Consider the following 16,820-nt stretch of genomic DNA (forward strand, 5'->3'; position numbering starts at 1 on the left):
GCATGTCGGTTGCGACGCACTGGGGTAGTTATGTCGCCGTAGTCGATTCCGGCCAGCTGGTGCGAATCGAGCCGAGGCACGATGACCCCGTGCCATCGCCTATCGGCCCCGGAATGGTGACAGCCGCCGACGATAGCGCTCGCGTGAGGCGCCCCGCGGTGCGCAAGGGCTGGCTGAACGGCGAGCCGCGCGCCCACGACACGGCCAGAGGTACGGACGCCTTCGTGGAGGTGAGCTGGGACGATGCGATCACGCTGGTGAGCGATGAACTCCGTCGAGTTCGTTCACAGCACGGAGACAGCGCGGTCTTCGGCGGGTCCTACGGCTGGGCGAGTGCGGGCAGGTTTCACCACGCGCAGGGTCAGCTCCACCGGTTCCTGGCGCTGGGAGGGGGATACACCGACTCTCGCAACACCTACAGCACCGCGGCGTTGGAGGTCATCCTCCCTCATGTGATTGGCGGCCATCCGTGGAGCTACCAGTCCCGGATGCCGATGTGGGGTGAGATAGCCGAGAACTGTGAGCTTGTGGTGGCCTTTGGAGGGCTTGCCCTTAAAAACAGCCAGATCAACCCTGGTGGGCTCGCCAGGCACCAGACGCAGAACCTGCAACGCCAGTGCCGTGAGGCTGGGGTGCGGTTCGTGAACATCAGCCCCATCCGCAGCGATACCGCCGGCTTCCTCGACGCCGAATGGTTGCCCGTCATCCCCAACACCGACACCGCCGCGATGCTCAGCATCGCACACACGATGCTGGTCAACGGCTGGCACGATGAGGACTTCCTTCGCCGGTGCTGCGTCGGGTTCGATCGCTTCGCCTCCTACCTGGTCGGCGAGCTCGATGGCATCCCGAAGGATGCTGCCTGGGCAGCGAAGATCACGGGCATCAGCCGCGACGCGATCATCGACCTCGCTGGCCGCCTCACCACCCAGCGTTCTCTCATCATGGTCAACTACGCGGTGCAACGGGCAGACCATGGTGAACAACCGATCTGGATGTCTGTCGTACTGGCCGCCATGGCGGGCTCGATGGGTCGGCCTGGCTGCGGCTGGGGCGCAGGGTACGCGACGATGGACGCGACAGGAGTTGCCCCAGATCGCCCCTTCGTGGGGACGATACCCGAGGTTTCCAACCCTGTTCCGGATTTCATCCCAGTGGCAAGGATCGCCGATGCCCTGCTGCATCCGGGCAAGACCATCGACTACGACGGCCAGCGCCTCACGTTGCCCGAGCTTCGCCTGATCTACTGGTGTGGAGGGAACCCGTTCCACCACCACCAAGATCTCCATCGGTTGGCGCGCGCCTGGCAGACCCCTGACACGGTGGTGGTTCACGAAGCCTGGTGGAACACCACGGCCAAGTTCGCGGACATCGTGCTGCCCGTCGCCACCAGCCTGGAGCGCGACGACTTCGCTGCCGGGTTTTCGGACCCCCACATCGTCGCGATGCCGAAGGTCCGCGAGCCGGCGGGCGAGTCGCGCACCGATCATCACATCTTCGCTGCCTTGGCCTCCCAGCTCGGGTTCGAGCGGGAGTTCACGGAGTCGCGCTCCGAGATCGAGTGGGTTCGACACCTTTACGAGCAGACGAGGGCCAAGCTCGGCGGCGATGCCGCCTTGCCGAGCTTCGACGACTTCTGGCGCAGCTCCACCGCTCAGCTGCCAGCGGCGACCGGACCGTTCCCCGGCAGTTTCGAGGCCCTCCGCTCAGATCCGCAGCGTTTCCCCCTACTGACGCCGTCGGGCCGGATCGAGATCTTCTCCGAGGAGATCGACTCGTTCGGCTACGACGACTGCGCCGGGCATCCGAAGTGGTTTGAACCAGTGGAGTGGCTTCGTGCCGAGCTGTCGAACCGATTCCCGCTGCACCTGATCTCGAATCAGCCGGCCTCACGCTTGCACAGTCAGTACGACAACGGTGGCCGCAGTCTCAGTTCGAAGATCGGTGGTCGCGAGCCCGTGACGATGAATCCGCTGGACGCCGCGTCGCGCGGCATCGAGAGCGGCATGATCGTGCACGTTTACAACGATCGAGGTAGCTGTCTCGCGGGCGCGGTCTTGTCGGACGATGTCATGCCGGGCGTCGTGCAACTGTCGACGGGGGCGTGGTGGGATCCGGTCCAGCCAGGCATGAACGGAACGTTGGACCGCCACGGTAATCCGAACGGTCTCACCGCGGATCGGCCATGCTCGCGCCTGTCCCAAGGACCGAGTGCTCTCAGTGCGCTGGTCGACGTTGCGCGCTACGACGGCCCCCTTCCCGATGTGCTCGCCTTCTCACCCCCAAGCCTCGAGCATTGAGACTGGAGGAGGTCGTCAGCGGGAGCGTCGGCGTGCTGCCGGATCGTGTTCGGCGGTGATACGGGCGGAGATCTCCTCGCCCAGGCGAACGTAGCGGCCGAGGCTGGCAGGTGCTGGTGGCGGCTCTTGGCCTGCAACTCCGGCGCGGCGGGCGTGCCTCGCACGATGCTCGTGTGACAGGTAATCGTGATTCTTTGTCGTAGGTTACTCATGCCTCACCACCACGCCATATCACAATGAGTATCTCTTACATTACTTTCGGTCAGCGGTCTAGTGGTGATCATTCGATCCCCGCGAAACGGCGAAGGCGAGGTGGTAAAGGTTGCATCCAACCCCGTATGAACGTGAACGTCTGATGACCGGCCGGGCCGTACTAACGCCCTGGCCGGTCCGCCGTCCTGGTCACAGCTCTGACTCCGGACGCCCCGCAACGGGACCGTCTCCTGAAGGAGGCGTACCTCATGCCGTGAATCCGCTTCGCCGGTCACCGCGCCCTCACCCACATGACGTCTCGCGGAACGTAACTGCATGATTTCGTTCGGATGCGGCTCAGTGATGATCCTCAAACAGGAAGGAACCACACCATGTCGGACTCGTTCGCAGCTCACGCAGACACGACCACTCTTCAAGATCGCAAGTACCGCCAGTGGTTCAGGGGCGCCGACGTCGACGGCGACGGGGTCATCACCCGGCAGGACGTCCTGCTGATGGCCGAGCGCTACATCGCCGCTCGTGCCGCGTCAAAGTCCCCGACCGCCCATCGCCTCACCCAGGAGCTGGACGCGTTCTGGACTCACGTGATCGCCCCGATGGATCAGGACGGCGACGGGAAGATCGACCTGCGAGAGATGACCGAAGGGTTCCGGCGGGCCCTGACTGACCCCGGCCTGTACCCGCAGCAGATCCAGCTGGTGGCCGACTGCTATTTCGACCTCATCGATCTCGATGGCAACGACAAGATCGACCAAGAGGAGTTCCAGCAGATCTTCGGCCTGGCCGGCAACATCTCCTTCGAGCACTGCGCCGAGGTTTTCACAGCCCTGGACCTGGACGGCTCAGGCACGCTGGATCGCGCCGAGTTCCACCAGGCGCTCGCGGAGTATTTCTACGGCAACGACCCGGACGCCCCCGCCAACCACCTGTTCGGCAGAGTCGCGGACTGACGGCCCCTTGCCCCGCGGGCGAGGGCGTCAGGGCCGTGTTCCAGGAGCACCGCTTCTGCCGCTTCGCCGTCGCCGGCAGCCGTGACGTCCGCGGGAACCCTCCTCTGCGAGGTGCGCGGTGTCGTCGAGGCGCCGGTCGAGCGTGTGACCGGCCTGCTCCTGTGCGTAAGGCCGGGCCCGGTGGGACGCGACAACTGCTTCCCGTTCGCCGACCACGGCGGACTGAACTGCCCGGTCCGCCTGCTGGACGGCCCCTGAACCATCGTGGCGAGCGCGGGCGTGCCCGGCACCGGCATGATCGAATGCGTGTTTGAATATGCTGGTGGGCATGAGGACTTTCCAGGCTTCGCTCCTCGACTGGGACGAGGATGTGCGCGTCGGCCCGCTCGGCTCGTCGGTGCGGCGCACCCCGCTCGACCGGGGCGCCTGGATCGACGTCAGGCCGCACTGGATCGAGGGGGCCGACGCGCTCTTCGAACGCCTTCTCGAGGTGGTGCCGTGGCACGCCGAGCGCAGGCACATGTACGACCGGGTCGTGGACGTGCCCCGTCTGCTGAAGTTCTACGAGGAGGACGAGGAGCTTCCCGACCCGGTGCTGGTCCAGGCGCGGGACGCGCTCGACGCCCACTACGAGGAGGAGCTCGGCGAGCCGTTCCGTACGGCCGGGATGTGCCTCTACCGGGACGGCCGGGACAGCGTCGCCTGGCACGGCGACACGATCGGGCGCGGCAGCACGCAGGACACCATGGTCGCGATCGTGTCGGTCGGCACGCCGCGCCCGCTGCTGCTGCGCCCGCGCGGCGGGGGCGGCCCGACGGTGCGGCACGAGCTGGGCCACGGCGACCTCATCGTCATGGGCGGGAGCTGCCAGCGCACCTGGGAGCACGCGATCCCGAAGTCCGCCACCGTGGCCGGCGCCCGCATCAGCGTTCAGTTCCGCCCCAGAGGCGTGCGCTGAGGGGCGGCGACAGGCCGGCCCGCCGGTCCGGGTTCGGGGCGTCGCCCCACCCGCCGGGCCGTTGACACGTGCGGTTTCCTGGTAGTCCTGGAGCAAGGCCCCGGCGAAGCACGGGCCACGGCCGCACGAAGAAAGGTCACGGATGATCCCGAACCCTTACGCCCCCGCCCCCACCCGGTACGACGACATGCGGTACCGGCGCAGCGGAAGGAGCGGGGTGCTGCTTCCCGAGATCTCCCTCGGCCTGTGGCACAACTTCGGCGACGGGCACCCGTTCGACGTGCAGCGCGCCGTTCTGCGCCGGGCCTTCGACCTCGGCGTCACCCACTTCGACCTGGCCAACAACTACGGCCCCCCGTACGGCTCCGCGGAGGAGAACTTCGGCCGTCACCTGGCCGCGGACTTCCGGCCCTACCGGGACGAGTTGTTCATCTCGACGAAGGCGGGCTACGACATGTGGCCCGGGCCGTACGGCGAGTGGGGGTCGCGCAAGTATCTGCTGGCCAGCCTCGACCGGTCGCTGAGCCGGATGGGCCTCGACTACGTCGACGTCTTCTACTCCCACCGGCCCGACCCGGACACCCCGATCGAGGAGACCATGGGCGCCCTCGACACGGCGGTTCGCTCCGGCAAGGCGCTCTACGTGGGCATCTCCAACTACTCCGCCGAGCAGACCGAGCGGGCCGCCGCCGTGCTGCGCGAGCTGGGCACCCCGCTCCTGATCCACCAGCCGCGCTACTCCATGCTCGACCGCTGGGTGGAGGACGGGCTGCTCGACACGCTGGAGCAGGCGGGAGCGGGCTGCATCGCGTACTCGCCGCTGGCGCAGGGCCTGCTCACCGGGCGCTACCTCGACGGCGACGTGCCGGCCGACTCCCGGATGGCGATCGGCCATTTCCTCACGCGCGACCGGCTCACCCCCGAACTGCTGGAGACCCTGCGCGGGCTCAACAAGATCGCACAGGAGCGCGGCCAGTCGCTCGCCCAGCTCGCCCTGTCGTGGATCCTGCGCGACCCGCGGGTCACGTCCGTGCTGATCGGGGCGAGCTCGGTCGGGCAGCTCGAACAGAACATCGCGGCCCTCGACGCGCCCCCGCTCACCGCAGGGGAACTGGCCGAGATCGCGAACCTGCTGTAGGCCACGCGGACGTGATCCCCGGGGCCGGCGCGCAGGCGCCGCCCCGGCCGTCCGCGTCAGGAGGCTGTCCGCGTCAGGAGAACGCGTCGACGCCGGTGAGCTCGGACGACAGGTCCCAGAGCCGCGACGCCTCCCCGGGGTCGATCGCCCACGGCTTGACCCCTCCGGTGCCCATGTCGTCGCCCGTGGCGAGCTCGGCGACGTCGCAGTCCTGGCAGTAGACCCCGCCCCGATCCGCGAGCATGGGAGAGGTCGCCGCCCATACCGTCGTGGCCGCGCCCTGCTCCGGAGTCTTGAAGCCCTCCGCCGCCGTGCCGCCCGGAGAGATCCAGCCGAGGGCGATCTGCTCCTCGCGGGGGATGTGCCGCTGGAGGGGAGTGAGAATCTCGCCCGGATGCAGGGAGAAGGCCCGTACGCCGGCGGCGGCCCCGAGCGCGTCGAGGCGCACGGCGAACAGGATGTTCGCGGTCTTCGACTGGCCGTAGGCCAGCCACCTGTCGTACCCGTCGCGGAAGTGGATGTCGTTCCATCGGATCCCGGTCGCGAAGTGGCCGGCGGAGGACACCGACACCACCCGCGATCCTCCGCCGGCCAGGGCGGGGCGGAGGCGGTTCACGAGGGCGAAGTGACCGAGGTGGTTGACCGCGAACTGGGCCTCCCACCCGGGGCCGACGCGGGTCTCCGGGCAGGCCATGACGCCGGCGTTGGCGACGAGGATGTCGATGGTCCTGCCGGTCTCGATGAGCGTTTCCGCGAACACGCGCACGCTGTGCAGGTCGGCCAGGTCGAGCTCGCGGGTCTCCGTGCCCGGGATGTCGCGCAGCGCCTCCTTCGCCGCCGCCGGCCTGCGCGCGGGGACGATCACCTGAGCCCCCGCCGTGCTCAGCGCCCGCGTCGTCTCCAGGCCGAGCCCGGAGTACCCCCCGGTGACCAGGGCCGTCCGCCCGGACAGATCGATGCCCGCGAGCACCTCGCGCGCGGTGCTGCGGGCGCCGAAACCACTGCCGATCCTGTGCTGTGTCGTCATGAGAAGGACGGTAGAAACTAGAGCGTGCTCTAGGTCAAGCTGTACGATCCGCCGCATGACCAGGCGTACGGAAGCTCTGTCCATCGGGCAGGTCTCGGAGGCGACCGGGCTGAGCGTGCACGCGCTGCGGTTCTTCGAACGCGAGGGGCTCTTCCTCCGCCCGATCCCCCGATCGGCCGGAAGACAGCGGGTGTACGACCCGGCGGACGTGCAGTGGCTGGTCCTGTGCAACCGGCTGCGCGACTCCGGCATGTCCATCGCCACCCTGCGCAGGTTCGCCGAGCTCGTACGGTCGGGGCCGGGCAACGAGCACGAGCGCCTCGCTTTGCTTGAGGAGCACGAGCGCACCGTCAGGGCACGGATCGCCGAGCTCGACGCGAGCCTCGCGGTCATCCACGACAAGGTGATCACCTACCGCGGGCACCTGCGCGACGGGACCGCGACGGGACTGTGGGCGCCCACGCCGTCCCCCTGATCGGCCCTTGAGGCCGGCTCAGTCGATCTCGGCGCTGCCGTTCACGCGGAGCTTGCGCCGGGCCCGCTCGTAGAAGGTGGTCGTCCCGAGCCGCACCACGCGGGCGGCGGCGCGCAACGCGGTCACGGTGAGCCGGTCGCCTGGGCACAGGTGGCCGCCGATGGTGCCGTCGACCTCCAGCGCGAGCTGTCCGCTGGTGGGGAGCACGTCGAGCGTCACCTCCTCGTCGGCCGACAGGACCAGCGCCCGGTTGAACGCCGAGTGGGCGGCGGCGGGGACGACGAGGAAGCCCTCGACGGTGGGGGAGACGATCGGGCCGCCGGCCGAGAAGCTGTACGCGGTGGACCCGGTGGAGGTGGAGACGATCACGGCGTCGGCGGCGTACCGCACGAACGGCTCGCCGTAGACCGAGACGGAGACGGCCGCGAGCCCGTCGCCGGGGATGCGGACGAGGGCGATGTCGTTGAACGCGGTCACCATCCGGCCGTCATGGCTGGTCGCGCGGACCGCCATACGTGGCTCGACCGTGTATCTGTGCTCGTCGATCGCGGACAACGCGGGCGCCAGCTCGTCCACGTCGATCTCGGCGAGGAAACCGAGCCGTCCCAGGTTGACGCCGAGGACGGGGGTCGGCCGCCCGGCGATCAGGCGCATCGTGCGCAGCATGGTGCCGTCTCCGCCGAGGCTGACGAGGAGGTCGGACCGTCTCACCAGAGCCGGGGCGTCCACCGCGACCGCGCTGCAGTCGATGCGCCCGACCTCGTCGGGCAGCCCGAGCACCGTGCAGTCCCGCTTGCGCGCCCACTCGACGATCGTGTCGATCGCCTCCTTGGAGTCGCGTTGCGGATGCAGGACGAGACCCACGGTGCTGACCATGCCCACGCCCTCACTGTACGGCCACCGGCCCGCGCGTCTGTCCCCGCCGGGGGTTCCCTACGGCCGGTCCTCCCGGGGCGCCTGCACGAGGGGCAGGTAGACCCGGAACCGGGTGTCGCCGGGCGCCGACTCCACCCGGATGTCCCCGTGGTGCTTGTTGACCACGATCCGGTAGGAGATGTCCAGGCCCAGGCCGGTGCCCTCGCCGACGGGCTTGGTGGTGAAGAACGGCTCGAAGATGCGGGGCCGGATCTCGGGCGGGATGCCGGGGCCGGTGTCGCCGACCTCGACGATCAGGTGGCCGTCCTTCCGCCGTGTGCGGAGGGTCAGCGTGCCCGTGCCGTCCATCGCGCCGAGCGCGTTGTCGATGAGGTTGGTCCACACCTGGTTCAGCTCCGCGGCGTACGCCGGGATGGGCGGCAGCGACCGGTCGTACTCCTTGACCGTGCGGACACCCTCGGGGATCTTGCCGTGCAGCATGGCCAGCGTGGCGTCGAGCAGATCGTGCACATCGACCGTCTGGTGCGGGGCGCGGTCGAGCTGGGAGTACTGCTTGGCGGCCGCGACCAGGCCGGAGATCCGGTTGACCGTGTCGTCGATCTCGCACATCAGCAGCTCGGTGTCCACCGTGTAGGTGAGCCACCGGACCGCGGCCTCCAGGTTCTCCTCGCCCACCGCCCCGGCGATCTGGTCGAGCCAGGCCGCGTCGAGGCCGCCGGCCACCAGCGTCGCCGCCAGGTCCCAGCCGCCGACGATGTCGTGGTCGTCCAGCCAGTCGGCGACCGCGTCCTCGGCGTCGGAGCGCGCCAGCGGCGTGAGGTCGGGGGCGGAGGCCGACCGCTTGACCGCGTCCTCCTGCAGCTCCACCAGGTCGTGCAGCTGACTGCCGTCCAGCCGCCCGTCGGCGATCATGGCGAGCTTGTGCCGCATGCCCGCCACCCGCTCGCGCAGCGCCGACGTCGCCCGTACGGCGGCGGCCGCCGGGTTGTTCAGCTCGTGCGTCAGGCCGGCCGACAGCGAGCCGAGCGCGAGCAGCCGCTCCCGCTCGCCGACGATCGTCTGGGTGGCGCGCATGCCGAGGAACAACCCCTCCAGCAGGTGCATCGCCATCGGGAACCACTCGCGCACGCAGGCACCGATCACCTCGGCAGGCAGAACGAAGAACTCGGCGTCGGTGAGCGCGGTGAGCGTGTTCAGGTAGAGCTGGGAGAACTCACCGGTGATGTACGCCTGGGTGGCGCCGCCGTACACGCCGCGCTGGCCGGTGCGGCTCACCTCGACCTCGTCGCCCTGCACCCGCCTGCTCATCGCGACCGTGCCGCTCAGCAGCACGAAGAAGCAGGTCGCGGGATCGCCCTCCTGGTAGACGAGGGTGCCGGCGAGCCGCTGCTCCACCCGGCCCGCCTCCGACAGCCGCACGAGCTGCGCGTCGTCCAGCGACTCGAACAGGAAGAGCGTGCGCAGTTCGTCGGGTGACAGGGTCGGCTCACTCGGATGGTCGGTCATCTGGCCTCCAGGTAACGGTGCACGAGCGAGACCGCCATCGCGCCCTCGCCCACGGCCGAGGCGACGCGCTTGACCGACCCGGCCCGTACGTCGCCCGCCGCGAAGACGCCGGGCATGCTCGACTCCAGGTGATAGGGGTCCCTGGACGGCGTCCACCCTGCCGGGCGGTTGCCGTCCGCGAGCAGGTCGGAGCCGGTCAGCACGTAGCCGCTCGCGTCGCGGGCGACCACGTCGCCGAGCCAGTCGGTGCGTGGTTCCGCCCCGATGAAGACGAACAGCCACGACGCCGGCACGGTCGTCGTCCGGCCGGTCCGCCCGTCGCACAGCGTCAGGCGCTCCAGATGGTCGCGGCCCTGGCCGCCGACCACCTGCGTGCGCGGGTGGACCTCGATCGACCCGATGGCCTCGATCTGGTCGATCAGATAACGCGACATCGACCGGGTGAGGTCATCACCCCGGATGAGGATGTGCACCTTGCTGGCGAACCGGGAGAAGTACACCGCCGCCTGGCCGGCCGAGTTCGCCCCGCCCACGATGTAGACCTCTTCTCCGGCGCAGCTCGGGGCCTCGGTCGCGGCCGCGCCGTAGAAGACGCCGCGGCCGGTGAACTCGGCCAGGCCGGGCGCGTCCAGCAGCCGGTACGACACGCCGGTCGCCAGCACGACGGTGTGCGCCGTCACGGCGGTGTCGTCGCCGAAGCGCAGCACCGTGGCCGAACCGCTGCGTTCGAGGCCGACGACCTCCCGGGTGGTGAGCAGTTCGGTGTTGAACTTGAGCGCCTGCCTGCGGGCGCGGTCGGTGAGCTGGGCGCCGGACACGCCGTCGGGGAAGCCGAGGTAGTTCTCGATGCGGCTGCTCTGCCCGGCCTGGCCGCCGGTGGCGCGCTGCTCCACGAGCAGGGTGCGCAGGCCCTCGGACGCGCCGTACACCGCGGCGCCGAGACCCGCGGGGCCCGCGCCGATCACGGCGAGGTCGTACAGATCCGAGGCCGGGGTGGTGGCCATGCCGACATGCGCGGCGAGGTCGGCCTCCGTGGGCCGCGCCAGGGCCTTGCCGTCCGTGGTGATCACCACCGGCACGTCCGCCTCGCTCATCCCGGCGGCGGTCAGCAGGCGCACGCCCTCGGCCTCGTCGGCCCGCAGCCAGCGGTACGGCACGAGGTTGCGGGCCAGGAAGTCGCGCACCGTGAACGAGTGCGCGGACCAGCGATGACCCACGATCTTGGTCTCGGGCATCGTCACGGCGGGGGTGGCGAGCCAGGCGTCGAGCAGCGCGTCAAGCACCGGGTAGAGCTTCTCTTCCGGCGGGTTCCACGGCTTGAGGAGGTAGTGGTCGAGGTCGACGATGTTGATCGCGTTGATGGCCGCGTCGGTGTCCGCGTAGGCGGTCAGCAGCACCCTGCGCGCCAGCGGGAAGACGTCCATGGCCGCCTCGAGGAATTCGAGGCCGTTCATCTGGGGCATCCTGTAGTCGGCCAGGATGACGGCGACCTGCTCGCCGCGCAGCTTGATCTCACGCAGCGCCTCGAGCGCGCTGGGGCCCGACTCGGCTCGGATCACCCGGTAACGGTCGCCATATCGGCGGCGTACGTCACGAGCCACCGCCCGGGAGACGGAAGGGTCGTCGTCGACGGTGAGGATCGCGGCATTCTGCACAACACACAAGGTACTGGCGGATATTCGCTTAATGGGACCCCCGGGACATAGGTCCCACGGTAGGGGGACGTTCGCCGGTCGCCCCGCCGCCGCTTGTGGCCAAGGCTGGGGAGAACGAGGGAGGGTGTCATGCCGATGACCGTCCGCGACGTCATGAACAGGTTCGTGGTGGCCGTCGAGGCGACTGCCTCGTTCACCGACGTGGTCACCGCGATGTGCCGGTTCCATGTCGGGGCCGTCCCCGTCGTCGACGCCGAAAGGCGGGTGATCGGCATGGTGAGCGACGAGGACCTGCTGCTCAAGGACCTGGACAGGCGGCTCGGCGATCTGCTCTTCGAGGGGCCGTCCCGGCACAGGGAGCGCAGGAAGGCGCACGGCCGCACCGTCTCCGAGATCATGAGCAGCCCCGCGATCACGGTCACCGAGGACACCCCCCTGCGGCGGGCGGCCGTGCTGATGCACCGCAACAGGATCAAGGATCTGCCGGTGGTGGACGGGCAGACCGGGCGGATCACCGGAGTGGTCAAACAGTCCGACCTCATCAGGGCGTTCTGCCGGCCCGCCGAGGACCTTCGCGACGACGTCCTGGAGGTGGTGGCCCGCCACTCCCGGGACTGCGCCGTGCGGATCGAGGGCGGGATCGTCCACCTCGACGGCGGAGTGGAACGGCGGTCCCAGCTCTGCGCTCTGATCGGAGAGGTCTGGCGGGTGGACGGGGTGGTGGACGTCGAGTCCTCCATGACGTACGAGACTGACGACGTGGGCCGGGACGTCTCCGCGGGCGCGCCCCCGGGGACCGGCCCGGCGGAAGGCGGGAAAGTTCGATGAGCGTCGAGACCATGACCGCGTCCGAGGTGATGAGCCGGACGCTCGTCACGGTGGAGCCGGAGGAGTCGCCGCTCATGGCCTGGGAACTGATGTGGCGGGCCGGCGTCCACCACCTCCCGGTCGTGGACGCCTGCTCGCGGCTCGTCGGCGTGCTCACGCGTGAGGACGTCGCCGCGCACTGGTCGGGCGGCCCCGCCGAGCAGTCCCTGGCGGCGGTGCGCACGCTCGTGCGGGGGCGGTGCTGTCCCCGCGTCGCCCCGGACGCCCCGCTCCGCGAGATCGCCGCGCTGATGACCGACGCCGACTGCGGCGCGGTCCCCGTGCTCGGGCCTGACGAGGTTCTTCGGGGCCTGGTCACCACAACCGACGTGCTGATGGCGCTCGCCGGGAGGACGGCGCGACCGTCCGGCGGCCCCACGGACGTGAAGGGCGGCCTGTTCCGCCTGGAGCCGGTGCCGCCCGTCACCGGTCCATGAGCAGGACGGCCGCCCCCTCGACGCGGTCGGCGGCCAGGTCGGCCAGGGCCCGGTCGGCGGCGTCGAAGGAGTAGGGCGTCGTCGCGACCCGCGGGTGGTGGCGGGCCGCGAGCCCCAGGAACTCGTGCCCGTCGGCGCGGGTGTTGGCCGTGACGCTGCGCAGCGTCCGCTCCTGGAACAGGTGGCGCCGGTAGTTCAGCACCGGGATGTCGGTGAGGTGGATCCCCGCCACGGAGAGCGTGCCGCCCCGGTCGAGCGCGGCCAGTGCGACCGGCACGAGGTCGCCCACCGGGGCGAACAGGATGGCCGCGTCCAGGGGCTCGGGCGGCGGGTCGGCGCTGCCCGCGGCGGAGGCCGCGCCCAGCCGGAGCGCGAGCTCCCTCGCCGCCGCCGACCTCGTCATCACGTGCACGGTCGCGCCCTCGGCGATCGCGATCTGGGCGGTCAGGTGCGCGGACGCGCCGAAACCGTAGATCCCCAGCCGCCCGCCCGGGGGCAGGCCGGCGCGGACCAGCGCGCGGTATCCGATGATCCCCGCGCACAGCAGCGGCGCGAGCGTCTCCGCCGGGGCGTCCTGCGGCAGCGGGTAGACGTACGCCGCGGGGGCGGTCAGCAGCTCCGCGTACCCGCCGTCGGCGTCCCAGCCGGTGTACGTGGACGCGGGACACAGGTTCTCCGCGCCGCGCAGGCAGTAGCGGCACCGGCCGCAGGTCGAGCGCAGCCAGGCCACCCCCACGCGGGCGCCGGGCGGCGGCCCCGCCGTGTCCGGGCCGAGCCCCGCCACCCGTCCCACGACCTCGTGGCCGGGCACCGTACGGGGGCGTCTCGGGGGGAGGTCGCCCTCGGCGAGATGCAGGTCGGTGCGGCAGACCGCGCACGCCTCTACGCGGACCAGCAGTTCCCCGGGCCCGGGCGCGGGATCCGGCAGCACGGACCGCTCCAGCGGCCGCGTCGAGACGGGCCCCGGCCGGGCCACGACCCAGGCGTCCATGACCCGGCTATCCGTGCTGGATGCGCCGGCCGCTGATCTCGACGGGCACGATCCGGATATAGAGCTCCCGCTCGCCGCCCGCCCACGTCTCGACCTTCTTGTTCACGTCGCCGGTCACGTGGTGCGCCCCGCCGCGGACGAGCACGCTCCAGCCTTCCCGGGTGCTCTCGTCGATGTGGTCGACCTCGAAGGCCACCATGAAATCGGCCCCCTCGACCCCGGTGCGCAAATCGGCGTCCATCGGGCCGCCGAGCGCCGTCCGGAACAGCACGGCGCCCTGCTCGACCGTGTAGTTGACCGGCAGGATCACCGGCCCGCTGGGGTTGTTGAAGGCGATCCTGCCCACCCCGCCGGGCGAGATCAGCCGCAGGCACTCCTCGCGGTCGAGCTTGTCCAGGCGCGGCATGCCCGCGGGTGCGGTGTCTTCAGTCATTCGAACCTCCACAGTGATCTCATGGGCCGTCGGCACACTAACGTCCGGTACCCCTCGTGGCGGCAGGGCCGTCCGTCGTCCGCCGGAGGGACGAAGGGCCCGGAAGGCTTGGCCGCCGCTTGCCGTAATCCATCCTTAATCGCATGCCCCAGATGGGCACGACCGTCACGTGGAAGTGCTGAGCAGCCGCATACTCCTGCGACCGGCCGACGGTGTCGAGAGCCGCCGTTTCTACCGTGACGTCCTGGGCCTGGCCGTCAGCCGGGAATTCGGGCCGGCCGAGGACCCCGGGGTGGTGTTCTTCCTGGGGCAGGGGCTCCTCGAGATCTCCCCGCACGGCTCCGGCGCCGGACAGGAGGGCACGGCGATCTGGTTGCAGGTGCGCGACGTCCAGAAGGAGTACGACCGGCTGCTGGAGGCCGGCGTACGGGTGTCCAGGCCGCCCCGGCTGGAACCGTGGGGGCTGGTGGAGATGTGGATCGAGGACCCCGACGGCCTGCCGATCGTGCTGGTCGAGGTCCCCGAGGGCCATCCGCTGCGGCGCGATCACCGTTCCTTCGCGCCGTTCCCCGCCTGAGCCCCTCCGCCTCCCCGAGCGGGCCGAGTGGACTGCGGTGCTGCTGAATTGAAGAATTCTTCATATTGTGAATATGCTGGGCCTCGCCGACGAAGGAGAGGATGACATGCACGAGTTCACGGCGGAGCTGCGTGCCCGGCTCGCGGAGGCGCGCGAGGAACTGCGGCGGGCGCGGGAGGGCGGCGACGAGCACGGCATCCAGATCGCCTTGGGCCGACTGGACAACCTGAACCGCCTGGCCGCCGACCACGGGGTCGGCCCGGAGGCGGCGGGAGGGGCGGAGTGAGCCCGATGCCCGTCCCGCTCTACCAGGCCAAGGCCGACTTCTTCCGCACCCTGGGACATCCGGTGCGCATCCGCGTGCTCGAACTCCTGCGGGACGGCCCCCGCCCGGTCCGCGAACTGCTGGGCGAGATCGAGGTGGAGGCGTCGAACCTGTCCCAGCAGCTCGCCGTGCTGCGCCGTACCGGCCTGGTGAACGCGGTCAGGGAGGGCGGCACGGTGGTCTACTCGCTGGCCACCCCCGACGTCGTGGACCTGCTCGCGGCGGCCCGGCGGATCCTCACCGAGATGATCACCGGCCAGGGTGAGCTGCTGGCCGAGCTCCAGGCGGAGGCGGCGAAGTGACCGGCACGGCCAGGCGGCTGTACGGGCGGGTCGCGCGGCTGCTGCCCTCGCCCGCCGATTGGCGGCCGGCCCGTCGCAGCCCCGGCCGCGACCTGATCGCCGGGCTCACGGTCGCGGTGGTGGCCCTGCCGCTCGCGCTCGCCTTCGGGGTCGGCTCCGGGCTGGGCGCGCAGGCCGGCCTCGCGACCGCGGTCGTCGCGGGCGCGGTCGCCGCCGTCTTCGGTGGCAGCAACCTCCAGGTGTCGGGCCCGACGGGCGCCATGACCGTCGTCCTCGTCCCGATCGTGCACGGTCACGGCCCGGGCGGAGTGCTCGCGGTCGGCCTGCTCGCCGGACTCGTGCTCGTCGTGCTCGCGCTGGCCCGCGTCGGCAGGTACGCCCGTTACATGCCGGCACCGGTGATCGAGGGCTTCACCGCGGGCATCGCCGTCGTGATCGCGCTCCAGCAGGTGCCCGCGGCGCTCGGCGTGAAGGGCGAAGGGGAGCGGGTGTGGCAGGCGGCCGGCGACGCGGCCGCGAACTTCGCGCGCGACCCGCGTCCGGTGCCGATCGTGCTGGCGCTCGTGGTCGCGGGGGTCATGCTGCTGGGGGCGCGGTGGCGGCCGGCGGTGCCGTTCTCCTTCCTCACGGTCGCGGCCGCCACGGTCGTGGCCGAGATCGGCGGACTGGACGTCGCCCGCATCGGGACTTTGCCTGCCGGGCTGCCCGCGCCGTCGGCGGGGTTCCTCGACCCCTTCCTCGACCCCGGCGCCATCAGCGCGCTGCTTCCGGCGGCCTTCGCCGTGGCCGCCCTCGGCGCGCTGGAGAGCCTGCTGTGCGCCTCGGTCGCCGACGCGATGAGCGTGGGGGAGCGGCACGACCCCGACCGCGAGCTGTTCGGGCAGGGCCTGGCGAACGTCGTCTCCCCGCTGTTCGGCGGCATCCCCGCCACCGCCGCGATCGCCCGTACGGCGGTCAACGTGCGATCGGGCGCCCGCTCGCGCCTGGCCTCCCTCACGCACGCCGTCGTGCTGGCCGTCATCGTGTTCAGCGCGGGCGGCCTCGTCGGGCGCATCCCACTCGCCGCGCTGGCCGGGGTGCTGCTGGCCACGACGGTCCGCATGGTCGAGGTCGGCTCCCTGCGCGCCATCGCCAGGTCCACCCGGGGCGACGCCGCGGTCATGGTCCTCACCTTCGCCGTGACCGTCGTCTTCGACCTCGTCACCGCGGTCGCGACCGGCGTCGGCGTCGCGGTCGTGCTCGCCCTGCGGGCCGTCGCGCGCAGCGCCCAGATCGAGCAGGTCCCGCTGGAGACCGGCGACCACGGCGACGAGGAACGGCGCCTGCTGACCGAGCACATCGTGGCCTACCGGTTCGACGGCCCGCTGTTCTTCGGCGCGGCCCACCGCTTCCTGCTGGAGCTGTCGGAGGTCGCCGACGTGCGGGTGGTCATCCTGCGCATGTCGCGCGTGTCCACGATCGACGCCACCGGCGCGGGCGTTCTCGGCGACGTGATCACGCGGCTGGAGGGCAGGGGGATCACCGTGCTGCTGTCGGGCATCCGGCCGGGTCACGACGAGGTCCTCAGCCGGCTCGGGGTGGCCGGGCATCTGCGCCGCGACGGGCTCGTCTTCCCTGACACGCCGTCCGCGATCACCCACGCGAGGACGCTGCTCGTCCTCCCGTCCGGGCGGCCCGGATCCCCGGTTGCCGTCGCACGTCACCCGGACGTTTCCGCGCCGACGGTGTGATCGGTGCGCCACTGCCCGTAGGCTGCGGAGTGGAAGAGTTATAGCCTTAATTTCCTACCA

The 16,820-nt window shown here is 70.7% G+C and carries 18 protein-coding genes; 12 read left to right on the forward strand and 6 right to left on the reverse strand.

Annotated features, from left to right (window positions below):
* The first annotated feature begins 2 nt into the window (after nucleotides 1-2).
* The 5 genes from AB0O28_RS33570 to mgrA all read left to right on the forward strand — a co-directional run bounded on the left by AB0O28_RS33570 (nucleotide 3) and on the right by mgrA (nucleotide 5,559).
* The gene (locus AB0O28_RS33570) at nucleotides 3-2,300 is read left to right on the forward strand and encodes a molybdopterin-dependent oxidoreductase (protein WP_363646596.1); all 2,298 of its coding nucleotides are present in this window, start codon (nucleotides 3-5) and stop codon (nucleotides 2,298-2,300) included.
* Nucleotides 2,301-2,884: 584 nt separating this feature from the next.
* Nucleotides 2,885-3,463 (forward strand): EF-hand domain-containing protein, encoded by a 579-nt coding sequence (locus AB0O28_RS33575; RefSeq protein ID WP_363646597.1) that lies wholly within the window; start codon nucleotides 2,885-2,887, stop codon nucleotides 3,461-3,463.
* A gap of 81 nt (nucleotides 3,464-3,544) precedes the next feature.
* The gene (locus tag AB0O28_RS33580) at nucleotides 3,545-3,721 is read left to right on the forward strand and encodes a hypothetical protein (RefSeq protein ID WP_363646598.1); all 177 of its coding nucleotides are present in this window, start codon (nucleotides 3,545-3,547) and stop codon (nucleotides 3,719-3,721) included.
* 70 nt (nucleotides 3,722-3,791) lie between these two features.
* The gene (locus AB0O28_RS33585) at nucleotides 3,792-4,421 is read left to right on the forward strand and encodes an alpha-ketoglutarate-dependent dioxygenase AlkB (RefSeq protein WP_363646599.1); all 630 of its coding nucleotides are present in this window, start codon (nucleotides 3,792-3,794) and stop codon (nucleotides 4,419-4,421) included.
* 142 nt (nucleotides 4,422-4,563) lie between these two features.
* Entirely contained in the window at nucleotides 4,564-5,559 is a 996-nt protein-coding gene (gene mgrA / locus AB0O28_RS33590; protein WP_363646600.1) for an L-glyceraldehyde 3-phosphate reductase, read from the forward strand.
* Nucleotides 5,560-5,632: 73 nt separating this feature from the next.
* Here the strand turns inward: mgrA and AB0O28_RS33595 are convergent, their stop codons facing one another.
* Nucleotides 5,633-6,586 (reverse strand): SDR family NAD(P)-dependent oxidoreductase, encoded by a 954-nt coding sequence (locus AB0O28_RS33595; protein ID WP_363646601.1) that lies wholly within the window; start codon nucleotides 6,584-6,586, stop codon nucleotides 5,633-5,635.
* Between the two features lie 55 nt (nucleotides 6,587-6,641).
* On the opposite strand from AB0O28_RS33595, the gene AB0O28_RS33600 reads away from it, so the two are divergent.
* Nucleotides 6,642-7,061 (forward strand): MerR family transcriptional regulator, encoded by a 420-nt coding sequence (locus AB0O28_RS33600; RefSeq protein ID WP_363646602.1) that lies wholly within the window; start codon nucleotides 6,642-6,644, stop codon nucleotides 7,059-7,061.
* 18 nt (nucleotides 7,062-7,079) lie between these two features.
* On the opposite strand, the gene AB0O28_RS33605 is transcribed toward AB0O28_RS33600, so the two are convergent.
* Genes AB0O28_RS33605 through AB0O28_RS33615 form a run of 3 tightly spaced genes read right to left on the reverse strand, consistent with a single transcriptional unit; the run spans nucleotide 7,080 to nucleotide 11,098 of the window.
* Nucleotides 7,080-7,937: an NAD(+)/NADH kinase gene (locus AB0O28_RS33605; protein ID WP_363646661.1), complete on the reverse strand. Its 858-nt coding sequence runs from the start codon at nucleotides 7,935-7,937 to the stop codon at nucleotides 7,080-7,082.
* A gap of 57 nt (nucleotides 7,938-7,994) precedes the next feature.
* The gene (locus tag AB0O28_RS33610) at nucleotides 7,995-9,443 is read right to left on the reverse strand and encodes an ATP-binding protein (RefSeq protein WP_363646603.1); all 1,449 of its coding nucleotides are present in this window, start codon (nucleotides 9,441-9,443) and stop codon (nucleotides 7,995-7,997) included.
* Complete coding sequence (locus AB0O28_RS33615) at nucleotides 9,440-11,098, reverse strand: FAD-dependent oxidoreductase (protein WP_363646604.1); 1,659 nt, start codon at nucleotides 11,096-11,098, stop codon at nucleotides 9,440-9,442. Before AB0O28_RS33615 ends, AB0O28_RS33610 begins: the two co-directional genes overlap by 4 nt.
* Before the next feature lie 129 nt (nucleotides 11,099-11,227).
* On the opposite strand from AB0O28_RS33615, the gene AB0O28_RS33620 reads away from it, so the two are divergent.
* On the forward strand, nucleotides 11,228-11,926 hold the full coding sequence (locus AB0O28_RS33620) for a CBS domain-containing protein (protein WP_363646605.1): 699 nt from the start codon (nucleotides 11,228-11,230) through the stop codon (nucleotides 11,924-11,926).
* Nucleotides 11,923-12,402 carry a CBS domain-containing protein gene (locus AB0O28_RS33625; RefSeq protein ID WP_363646606.1) on the forward strand — a complete coding sequence of 160 codons (480 nt, stop codon included), beginning with the start codon at nucleotides 11,923-11,925 and terminating at the stop codon, nucleotides 12,400-12,402. Before AB0O28_RS33620 ends, AB0O28_RS33625 begins: the two co-directional genes overlap by 4 nt.
* On the opposite strand, the gene AB0O28_RS33630 is transcribed toward AB0O28_RS33625, so the two are convergent.
* Nucleotides 12,389-13,393 (reverse strand): zinc-binding alcohol dehydrogenase family protein, encoded by a 1,005-nt coding sequence (locus AB0O28_RS33630; protein ID WP_363646607.1) that lies wholly within the window; start codon nucleotides 13,391-13,393, stop codon nucleotides 12,389-12,391. The two genes, AB0O28_RS33625 and AB0O28_RS33630, sit on opposite strands and share 14 nt — an antisense overlap.
* Before the next feature lie 7 nt (nucleotides 13,394-13,400).
* Nucleotides 13,401-13,826, reverse strand: a complete 426-nt coding sequence (locus tag AB0O28_RS33635; protein ID WP_363646608.1) for a pyridoxamine 5'-phosphate oxidase family protein — start codon at nucleotides 13,824-13,826, stop codon at nucleotides 13,401-13,403.
* A 169-nt stretch (nucleotides 13,827-13,995) separates the two neighbouring features.
* On the opposite strand from AB0O28_RS33635, the gene AB0O28_RS33640 reads away from it, so the two are divergent.
* From AB0O28_RS33640 to AB0O28_RS33655, 4 genes are all read left to right on the forward strand, one after another.
* Nucleotides 13,996-14,403 (forward strand): VOC family protein, encoded by a 408-nt coding sequence (locus AB0O28_RS33640; protein WP_363646609.1) that lies wholly within the window; start codon nucleotides 13,996-13,998, stop codon nucleotides 14,401-14,403.
* 106 nt (nucleotides 14,404-14,509) lie between these two features.
* Nucleotides 14,510-14,689 (forward strand): hypothetical protein, encoded by a 180-nt coding sequence (locus tag AB0O28_RS33645; RefSeq protein WP_363646610.1) that lies wholly within the window; start codon nucleotides 14,510-14,512, stop codon nucleotides 14,687-14,689.
* A gap of 5 nt (nucleotides 14,690-14,694) precedes the next feature.
* Nucleotides 14,695-15,030 (forward strand): metalloregulator ArsR/SmtB family transcription factor, encoded by a 336-nt coding sequence (locus AB0O28_RS33650; RefSeq protein ID WP_363646662.1) that lies wholly within the window; start codon nucleotides 14,695-14,697, stop codon nucleotides 15,028-15,030.
* Nucleotides 15,027-16,760 carry a SulP family inorganic anion transporter gene (locus tag AB0O28_RS33655; RefSeq protein ID WP_363646611.1) on the forward strand — a complete coding sequence of 578 codons (1,734 nt, stop codon included), beginning with the start codon at nucleotides 15,027-15,029 and terminating at the stop codon, nucleotides 16,758-16,760. The genes AB0O28_RS33650 and AB0O28_RS33655 overlap by 4 nt, the downstream gene beginning before the upstream one ends.
* Nucleotides 16,761-16,820 lie beyond the last annotated feature (60 nt).

Origin of the sequence: Microbispora sp. NPDC088329 (genome assembly GCF_040685655.1) — a bacterium.
GTDB lineage: Bacteria > Actinomycetota > Actinomycetes > Streptosporangiales > Streptosporangiaceae > Microbispora.